The sequence below is a fragment of the Streptomyces sp. NPDC002602 genome (assembly GCF_042889445.1).
Lineage (GTDB): Bacteria > Actinomycetota > Actinomycetes > Streptomycetales > Streptomycetaceae > Streptomyces.
This window is the reverse complement of the sequence record NZ_JBIAQX010000005.1, coordinates 461,872-470,410: the sequence shown is the minus strand read 5'-3', so window position 1 is coordinate 470,410 and position 8,539 is coordinate 461,872. Positions and strand designations below refer to the sequence as shown.

General features: G+C 71.6%; 6 protein-coding genes, 1 rRNA gene and 1 pseudogene. 7 read left to right on the top strand and 1 reads right to left on the bottom strand.

What is annotated here, in order from left to right; all coding sequences use genetic code 11:
• The first annotated feature begins 161 nt into the window (after positions 1-161).
• The 3 genes and pseudogenes from rrf to ACFYW3_RS18300 all read left to right on the top strand — a co-directional run bounded on the left by rrf (position 162) and on the right by ACFYW3_RS18300 (position 2,924).
• Positions 162-278: ribosomal RNA gene (rrf, locus tag ACFYW3_RS18310) — 5S ribosomal RNA — on the top strand.
• Positions 279-383: 105 nt separating this feature from the next.
• Positions 384-1,613, top strand: a pseudogene (locus tag ACFYW3_RS18305) (hypothetical protein); the annotation flags it as partial.
• 438 nt (positions 1,614-2,051) lie between these two features.
• Positions 2,052-2,924 carry a tetratricopeptide repeat protein gene (locus ACFYW3_RS18300; protein ID WP_266951948.1) on the top strand — a complete coding sequence of 291 codons (873 nt, stop codon included), beginning with the start codon at positions 2,052-2,054 and terminating at the stop codon, positions 2,922-2,924.
• 90 nt (positions 2,925-3,014) lie between these two features.
• Here the strand turns inward: ACFYW3_RS18300 and ACFYW3_RS18295 are convergent, their stop codons facing one another.
• The gene (locus ACFYW3_RS18295) at positions 3,015-4,286 is read right to left on the bottom strand and encodes a DUF1015 domain-containing protein (protein ID WP_389386753.1); all 1,272 of its coding nucleotides are present in this window, start codon (positions 4,284-4,286) and stop codon (positions 3,015-3,017) included.
• A gap of 123 nt (positions 4,287-4,409) precedes the next feature.
• Between ACFYW3_RS18295 and ACFYW3_RS18290 the strand changes: the two genes are divergently transcribed.
• The 4 genes from ACFYW3_RS18290 to ACFYW3_RS18275 all read left to right on the top strand — a co-directional run bounded on the left by ACFYW3_RS18290 (position 4,410) and on the right by ACFYW3_RS18275 (position 8,527).
• Positions 4,410-5,462: an HAD-IIA family hydrolase gene (locus ACFYW3_RS18290; RefSeq protein WP_389386752.1), complete on the top strand. Its 1,053-nt coding sequence runs from the start codon at positions 4,410-4,412 to the stop codon at positions 5,460-5,462.
• Positions 5,463-5,544: 82 nt separating this feature from the next.
• A complete protein-coding gene (locus ACFYW3_RS18285; protein ID WP_351752562.1) occupies positions 5,545-6,591 on the top strand; it encodes an iron chelate uptake ABC transporter family permease subunit in 1,047 nt (348 codons plus the stop codon).
• Entirely contained in the window at positions 6,588-7,703 is a 1,116-nt protein-coding gene (locus tag ACFYW3_RS18280; RefSeq protein WP_389386751.1) for a FecCD family ABC transporter permease, read from the top strand. Before ACFYW3_RS18285 ends, ACFYW3_RS18280 begins: the two co-directional genes overlap by 4 nt.
• Positions 7,700-8,527 (top strand): ABC transporter ATP-binding protein, encoded by an 828-nt coding sequence (locus ACFYW3_RS18275; protein WP_351752565.1) that lies wholly within the window; start codon positions 7,700-7,702, stop codon positions 8,525-8,527. Before ACFYW3_RS18280 ends, ACFYW3_RS18275 begins: the two co-directional genes overlap by 4 nt.
• The last annotated feature ends 12 nt before the right edge of the window (positions 8,528-8,539 follow it).

Sequence of the window (8,539 nt, the reverse complement as noted above, 5' to 3'; positions counted from 1 at the left end):
GAAGCCCGGTAACGGGTGGAGCTGACTGGTACTAATAGGCCGAGGGCTTGTCCTCAGTTGCTCGCGTCCACTGTGTTAGTTCTGAAGTAACGAACAGTTACTGGTTTCTAGAGCTAGAACATAACTATAAAGTGTGCTTGTTCGCTCGAAACCGATAGGGTTTCGGTGGTCATAGCGTTAGGGAAACGCCCGGTTACATTCCGAACCCGGAAGCTAAGCCTTTCAGCGCCGATGGTACTGCAGGGGGGACCCTGTGGGAGAGTAGGACGCCGCCGAACAATCTTTCAAAGGACCCTTGGTCCAGCGTTCAACGCTGGACCAAGGGTCCTTTTTGTTTTTCACCTTTTTACGCCGAAGCGCGGCCATGGGTTGGTTGCGCGAGAATGACTAGCGGTACCCCGACGACAGGAGTCACACCCATGTCCAACTCTCCCGACGATCGTCCGGAGCGCGAGCCTCGGCGCAACGACGGCGGTGACAGGGGCGGCTACCGCGGGGGCCGTGACGACCGTGGCGGTGACCGTGGTGGCTTCCGCCGCGACGACCGTGGTGGCCGTCCGACCGGCGGCAGCGGCGGCGGTTTCCGCCGTGACGACCGCGGTGGGCGTCCCGCCGGCGGCGGCGACCGTCCCAGCTACCCCCGCCGTGATGACGACCGTGGTGGTCGTCCCACCGGCGGTGGCGGCGGCTTCCAGCGTCGCGACGACCGTGGTGGCGACCGCCCGAGCTACCCCCGTCGCGATGACGACCGTGGTGGTCGTCCCACCGGTGGTGGCGGTGGCTTCCAGCGCCGTGACGACCGTGGCGGGGACCGTCCGAGCTACCCCCGTCGTGATGACCGGGGTGACCGTCCCACCGGCGGTGGCGGCGGCTTCCAGCGTCGCGATGACCGTGGTGGCGACCGTCCGAGCTACCCCCGTCGTGATGACGACCGCGGTGGCCGTCCCACCGGTGGTGGCGACCGTCCCTCCTTCCGTCGTGACGACCGGGGTGACCGTCCCAGCGGCGGTGGCTTCCAGCGTCGCGATGACCGTGGTGGCGACCGCCCGAGCTACCCCCGTCGTGACGATGACCGTGGTGGTCGTCCCACCGGTGGTGGCGGCGGCTTCCAGCGTCGTGACGACCGTGGTGGCGACCGCCCCAGCTACCCCCGTCGCGACGACGACCGCGGTGGATACCGTGGCGGTCGCGATGACCGTGGTGGCGACCGTCCGAGCTACCCGCGTCGTGATGACCGGGGTGACCGTCCCAGCGGCGGTGGTTTCCAGCGTCGTGACGACCGTGGTGGCGACCGTCCCAGCTACCCCCGTCGTGACGATGACCGCGGTGGTCGTCCCACCGGCGGTGGCGGCGGCTTCCAGCGTCGCGATGACCGTGGTGGCGACCGCCCGAGCTACCCCCGTCGTGATGACGACCGCGGTGGCCGTCCCACCGGTGGTGGCGACCGTCCGAGCTACCCGCGTCGTGACGACCGGGGTGACCGTCCCAGCGGCGGTGGCTTCCAGCGTCGCGATGACCGTGGTGGCGACCGTCCCAGCTACCCCCGTCGCGATGACGACCGTGGTGGTCGTCCCACCGGTGGTGGCGGTGGCTTCCAGCGTCGTGACGACCGTGGCGACCGTCCGAGCTACCCGCGTCGTGACGACCGGGGTGACCGTCCCAGCGGCGGTGGTTTCCAGCGTCGTGACGACCGTGGTGGCGACCGCCCGAGCTACCCCCGTCGCGATGACGACCGCGGTGGTTACCGCGGCGGTCGCGATGACCGTGGTGGGGACCGTCCGAGCTACCCGCGTCGTGACGATGACCGTGGTGGTCGTCCCACCGGTGGTGGCGGCGGCTTCCAGCGTCGCGACGACCGTGGTGGGGACCGCCCCAGCTACCCCCGTCGTGACGACCGCGGTGGCGATCGTGGTGGCTACCGCGGCGGTCGTGATGACCGTGGTGGCGACCGTGACTTCCGCGCGGACCGCGACCGGGACCCGGTCAAGCGGCTTCCGATCGACGAGGACATCACCGGTCACGAGATCGACGCCGACGTGCGTCAGGAGCTCCTGAGCCTGCCCAAGGGCCTGGCGGAGGAAGTCTCCCGGAACCTCGTGATGGTGGCCCGACTGATCGACGAGGACCCCGAGCAGTCGTACGCGTACGCCCGCATCGCCCTGCGTCTGGCCTCCCGTGTCGCCGCCGTCCGCGAGGCCGCCGGTTTCGCCGCGTACGCGACGCAGAAGTACAGCGAGGCGCTCGCGGAGTTCCGTGCCGCCAAGCGCATGACCGGCTCCGTCGAGCTGTGGCCCGTCATGGCCGACTGCGAGCGCGGCCTCGGCCGTCCCGAGCGGGCGCTGGCGATGGCCGGCGAGCCCGAGGTGCAGAAGCTGGACAAGGCCGGCCAGGTCGAGATGCGTCTGGTCGCCGCCGGTGCCCGCCGGGACATGGGCGAGCTGGACGCCGCCATCGTGACCCTGCAGAGCCCGGAGCTCGCCTCCCACTCCGTGCAGCCGTGGACCGCGCGTCTGCGGTACGCCTACGCCGACGCGCTGCTGGCCGCCGGTCGTGAGGACGAGGCCCGCGAGTGGTTCGCCAAGACCATCGAGGCGGACAAGGACGGGGCGACGGACGCCTCGGACCGACTCGCCGAGCTGGACGGGGTCGAGTTCGTCGACGCCGCGGCGATGGACGACGCGGACCTCGACGACGAGCCCGACGAGATCGACGAGGACGACGACCAGGACGACGCCGAGGTGGCCGCCGCCGAGCGCGCGTCCGACCAGGCCGAGTACTACGACGAGGACGACGACGAGTACGAGCCCGTCCCGGACTCCGACTCCGACGTGGACGTCACCGACGAGATCGTCGTCATCGAGGACGACGAGGACGACGAGCCGCGTGACGAGCGTGACGAGCGCGAGGACCGCGACAAGGCCTGACCGGTCTTCGTCGGCGTGATCTGACGTGAAAGGGCGGTACCCCCGGTGGGGTACCGCCCTTTCGCATGTCCGGGCGCCCCCGGGAGAACGTCAGACCAGGCTGCGCAGGACGAGCCCGGTGGCCGGCTTCGGACCGAACGAGGTCGACTTGCGGGGCATGGTGACGCCTTGGCGGGCCAGGTCCCGGACCACTTCCTCGCGTACGGGATGCAGCAGGACGGCGGTGCCGCCGTGCCGCTCGGCCATCTCGACCGTCGCGGCGGTGTCGTGGATGTACGTGATGTGCTCCGGCTCGTCGGGGACCTGCCAGAGGGTGTCGAGCAGGGCGGCGTGCAGCACGGTCGCGTCCAGTCGGCGCCAGGCCTCGGGCCGGTCGCGGCGGACCGTGCGCTCGATCAGGGCCGGGTCGGGGTCGGTGACCAGGTGGAACCTGCCGTCCCCGGTGAGCAGGAACGCGTTGCCGCGTTCGGCCGCGTCGGTGAGGGCCTCCAGGGCCAGCGGGAGCGGGCCGTCCACGGCGCGCACGCGGAAGTGCCCCTCGATCGAGGCCAGGGCCTCGGCCGGCGGGAGGCGGCGCAGCATGCGGTGGATGGCGCGGACCTGGAGCGGATAACGGGCGGTGTCCACGAGGAGGACCAGTCCGAAGTCCCAGGGGCTGGGGGAGTCGTGCTCCTCCTGGAGGCGCAGGTACGTCGCCCAACGGTGGTGGCCGTCGGCGATCAGCGCCTGCCGGTGGCCGAGGTCCGAGGTGACGGCGGCCAGGTCGGCGGGGTCGGTGATGGCCCACAGGCGGTGCTGGAAACCGTCCTCGGTGGTGGTGGAGAACAGCGGCGTGCCGCGTACGGTCCGCTCGACGACCGCGGACGCTCCCGCCGCGGGGTCGTCGCCGCGGTAGGTCAGGAGCAGGGGTTCGAGGTTCGCGGACGCGGCGCGCATCAGGCCGGCCCGGTCGGTGACCACGTGCGGCATGACGTCCTCGTGGGGCAGGACGATGCCGGCGTCGGGGGCGGACAGGGCGAGGGCGCCGATGATCCCGCGCTGGAGGAGGCCCGCCTTGCGCTGTTCGTACACGTACAGCGCGGGCGTGGGATCCGCGCTGAGGACGCCTTCGGCGAGCCACTCGCGGAGGGTCCGCGCGGCCTGCTCGTTGCGGGCGGCGGGCGTCTCGGCCTGGGGCAGGATCAGGCGGACGATGTTGTGGGGGTCGGCGGACTCGAGGTAGTCGACTCCGTCGGGGCGCACGACCACGTCGTACGGCGGTGAGGTGACGGCGGCGAGACTGCCCACACGCTCCGGGACGTAGCGCAGCCCGTTGAAGGGGGTCAGCCGCAGTCCGTGCTCCGCGTTGTCTGAAGTGGTCATTGATGCATGGTAGGACGCGTCTCGCGATGCGGGATGATCGGGGGAGCGGCAGTCAGGCGCGGAACGCGGACAGCGCCGATCGAAGATCGTTCGCATGAGGTTTTCGGATGAGGAGCGGACACGATGAGCCGGCAGAGCAGGACCCGCCCCGAGGGCAGTGAACGCGGTCTCCACCAGGCGTACGACACGGCCCTGTTGGACCTGGACGGCGTGGTCTACGCGGGCGGCCGGGCCATCGCGCACGCGGTGGAGTCGCTGGCCTCCGCGCGGGCCGGCGGGATGCACCTGGCGTACGTGACGAACAACGCGCTGCGCACCCCGGACGCGGTCGCCGAGCACCTCGGCGAGTTGGGCATCCCGACGGAGGCGGACGAGGTGATCACCTCCGCGCAGGCGGTGGCCAGGCTGATCGCCGAGCAGGTGGAGCCCGGGTCGAAGGTGCTGGTGATCGGTGGGGAGGGGCTGCGGGTCGCGTTGGGCGAACGCGGGCTGGTGCCCGTGGACTCCGCCGACGAGGAGGGGCTGGCGGCCGTCGTCCAGGGGTACGGGGGGCCGGACCTGCGGTGGGAGCGGTTCGCCGAGGCCTCGTACGCGATCAACCGCGGGGTGCCCTGGTACGTGTCGAACACCGACCTGACGATTCCGAGCGCGCGCGGGATCGCGCCGGGCAACGGCGCCGCGGTGGAGGTCGTACGGATCGCCACGGGCGCGGAGCCGCAGGTCGCCGGCAAGCCGCTGCCCCCGATGCACCGGGAGACGGTGCTGCGGACGGGCGCGAAGCGGCCGCTGGTGGTCGGCGACCGGTTGGACACCGACATCGAGGGCGCCTACAACGGGGAGGTGGACTCGCTGCTGGTGCTGACGGGGGTGACGGACGCCGCGCAGTTGCTGCGCGCCGAGCCGAAGTACCGGCCGACGTACGTGGACCGGGACCTGCGCGGATTGCTGACGGGGCAGCCCGAGGTCGAGCCGGCCGAGGACGGGTTCCGCTGCGGCGGCTGGACGGCGCTCGTGTCGGGCGACGTCCTGGAACTGCGCGGCGAGGGCGGGGAGGGCGGCGATCGGCTCGACGCCATCGACGGCCTGCGGGCGCTGTGCGCGGCGGCCTGGACGCGGGCGGGGGACGGGTCCTGCGACCTCGACGCGGACAAGGCGCTGGCCAGGCTGGGGCTTTAGACCCTCCGGCGCGGGGAGTGCGGCGGGCGAAGGGACGTTCGGTTGATCCGAACAACTGGGAGGGTAGGCTAACCTAACCTGCGTGTTGGTCGAGAGTCCCCCCGAACAGAGCGCGGCGCCCGTCGCCGCCACCCGCGCGCGCCACGGTGCTCGCGCCGCCGGTCTGCTGGTCGCCTTCGCGGCGCTGGCCGTGATCGCGGTCGCGAGCATCGCCGTGGGCGCCAAGCCGATGGCCCTGGACCAGGTCTGGCACGGCCTGTTCCACTACGCGGGGACCGCGAACGACGTGGTGGTGCGGGACCTGAGAGTGCCGCGCACCCTCCTCGGCGTGCTGGTCGGCCTCGGCCTCGGCCTGTCCGGGGCGGTGATGCAGGCGCTCACCCGCAATCCGCTGGCCGAGCCCGGCATCCTCGGCGTCAACGCGGGCGCCGCGGCCGCCGTCGTGTCGGCGATCAGCTTCCTCGGCGCCTCCTCGCTGAGCGAGTTCGTCTGGTGGGCGTTCCTGGGAGCCGCGGTCGTCTCGGTCGTCGTGTACGTGCTCGGCGGCAGCCGCAGCGCGACCCCGGTACGGCTCGCGCTCGCGGGGACGGCGGCCAGCGCGGCCCTGGTCGGCTACATCAACGCGGTCCAGTTGATGGACAGCAAGGCACTGGACAAGCTGCGCTTCTGGACGGTGGGTTCGCTGTCCTCGGCCAACATGGACACCGTCCGGCAGGTCGCCCCCTTCCTGCTGATCGGCGCCGTGCTGGCGCTCTCGCTGGGCCGGCCGCTCAACGCGATGGCGATGGGCGACGACACCGCGCGGGCGCTCGGGGCCAACCTGACGCGGACCCGGATCGGCGCCATGCTCGCCATCACCCTGCTGTGCGGGGCCGCGACCGCCGCCTGCGGGCCGATCGTCTTCATCGGGTTGATGATCCCGCACCTGGTACGGATGATCACCGGCCCAGACATGCGGTGGGTGCTCGCGTACTCGGCGGTGCTGTCGCCCGTGCTGCTGCTCGGCGCCGACGTGGTCGGACGGGTCGTCACCCGACCCGCCGAACTCCAGGTCGGCATCGTCACCGCGCTCGTCGGCGGCCCCGTCTTCATCTACCTGGTTCGGCGCAAGAGGATGGCCCAGCTGTGACCCTGACCGCGAAGACCGGGGAGACGGTGGACGGCGAGGACCCCGTACGGACCACGAAGCCGGTGAAGACCGCCGCGCTCCGCTCGCGCGCCCTGCGCGGCCCCGCGGGCACCTCCCTGCGCGCGGAACCCCGCGCGCTGCTCGCCGGACTGCTGCTGGGCGTCGTGGCGCTGCTGCTCGTCGTCCTGCTGATCGGCACCGGCGACTTCGACATCGCCCCGTGGGACGTCGTGCAGACGCTGCTGGGCAACGGCACCCCCGCCAACGACTTCATCGTCAACGACCTTCGACTGCCGCGCGTGCTCGTCGCGGTGCTCGTCGGCGCGGCCCTCGGAATGGCCGGCGCCGTCTTCCAGTCGGTGTCGCGCAACCCGCTCGGTTCCCCGGACCTGCTCGGTTTCGGGTACGGGTCGGCGGTCGGCGCGCTCACCGTGATCATCGTGTTCAAGGGCGGCGCGACCGAGGTGGCGATGGGCGCCGTCGTCGGCGGCGTGCTGGCCGGGATCGCCGTGTACCTGCTCGCGTACAAGAAGGGCATCCACGGGTACCGCCTGGTGCTCGTCGGCATCGGTGCCTCCGCGATGCTCGTCGCCCTCATCCAGTACCTGATCACCAAGGCGCAACTGACCGAGGCCACCCGCGCCATGGTCTGGCTGACCGGTTCGCTGGCCGGCCGGGACTGGGCGCAGGTGTGGCCGCTGCTGGTGACCTGCGCGGTGCTCTTCCCCGTGATCCTCGGGCAGGGCAGGGCCCTGCGGATGATGGAGATGGGGGACGACGCCGCGTACGCCCTGGGCGTGCGGGTCGAGCGGACCCGGCTGTTGCTGATGCTCGCGGCGATCGTCCTGACCACCGCGGCCGCCGCGGCCGCCGGACCGATCACCTTCGTCGCGCTGGCCGCACCCCAGCTGGCCCGGCGGCTCACCCGCTCGCCCGGCTCGAACCTGCTCACCGGCGCGTTGATGGGCGCGGTCCTGCTGCTGGTGTCCGACTGGGCCTCGCAGCGGGCCTTCGGGGCCGACCAACTGCCGGTGGGCGTGGTGACCGGGCTGGTCGGCGGTGTCTATCTGCTCTGGCTGCTCGTCACCGAGCGCAAGGCGGGACGTATATGAAGACCTCAAGGAGTACCCAAGTGCAGCGGCTGACCGCGGAGAACGTGACCCTCGGCTACGACCAGCGGGTCATCGCCGAGAACCTGTCGGTGGAGATACCCGACAACTCCTTCACGGTGATCGTCGGTCCCAACGCCTGTGGCAAGTCCACGCTGCTGCGCGCGCTGTCGCGGATGCTCAAGCCGTCCGCGGGGCGGGTGCTGCTCGACGGCCACGCCATCGGGTCGATGCCGGCGAAGAAGGTGGCCAAGACCCTCGGCCTGCTCCCGCAGTCCTCGATCGCCCCGGACGGCATCACCGTCGGCGACCTGGTCTCCCGCGGCCGGTACCCGCACCAGGGGCTGCTGCGCCAGTGGTCGCCCGTGGACGAGCGGATCGTCAACGAGTCGATGGCGTCCACCGGTGTCGCCGAGCTGGCGGACCGGGCCGTGGACGAACTGTCGGGCGGACAGCGTCAGCGCGTGTGGATCGCGATGGCGCTGGCCCAGCAGACCCCGCTGCTGCTGCTCGACGAACCGACGACGTACCTGGACATCCAGCACCAACTGGACGTCCTCGACCTGTGCGCCGAACTGCACGAGAACCAGGGCCGGACCCTGGTGGCGGTGCTGCACGACCTCAACCACGCGGCCCGCTACGCCACGCACCTGATCGCGCTGCGCGGGGGCGTGGTGGTGGCCGAGGGGCCGCCGTCCGAGGTGGTCACCGCGGAGCTGGTGGAGAAGGTGTTCGGGCTGCGCTGCCAGATCATCGACGACCCGCAGACGGGGACGCCGCTGGTGATCCCGGCGGGCCGGGAGGCCCGCGCGAAGGTCTCCGTCTGAGGGACCCCACGG

Bases quoted from the DNA above. Each gene is read 5' to 3' on its own strand.
- ACFYW3_RS18295 (WP_389386753.1), bottom strand. From the start codon at position 4,286: ATGACCACTTCAGACAACGCGGAGCACGGACTGCGGCTGACCCCCTTC.
- ACFYW3_RS18290 (WP_389386752.1), top strand. From the start codon at position 4,410: ATGAGCCGGCAGAGCAGGACCCGCCCCGAGGGCAGTGAACGCGGTCTC.
- ACFYW3_RS18275 (WP_351752565.1), top strand. From the start codon at position 7,700: ATGAAGACCTCAAGGAGTACCCAAGTGCAGCGGCTGACCGCGGAGAAC.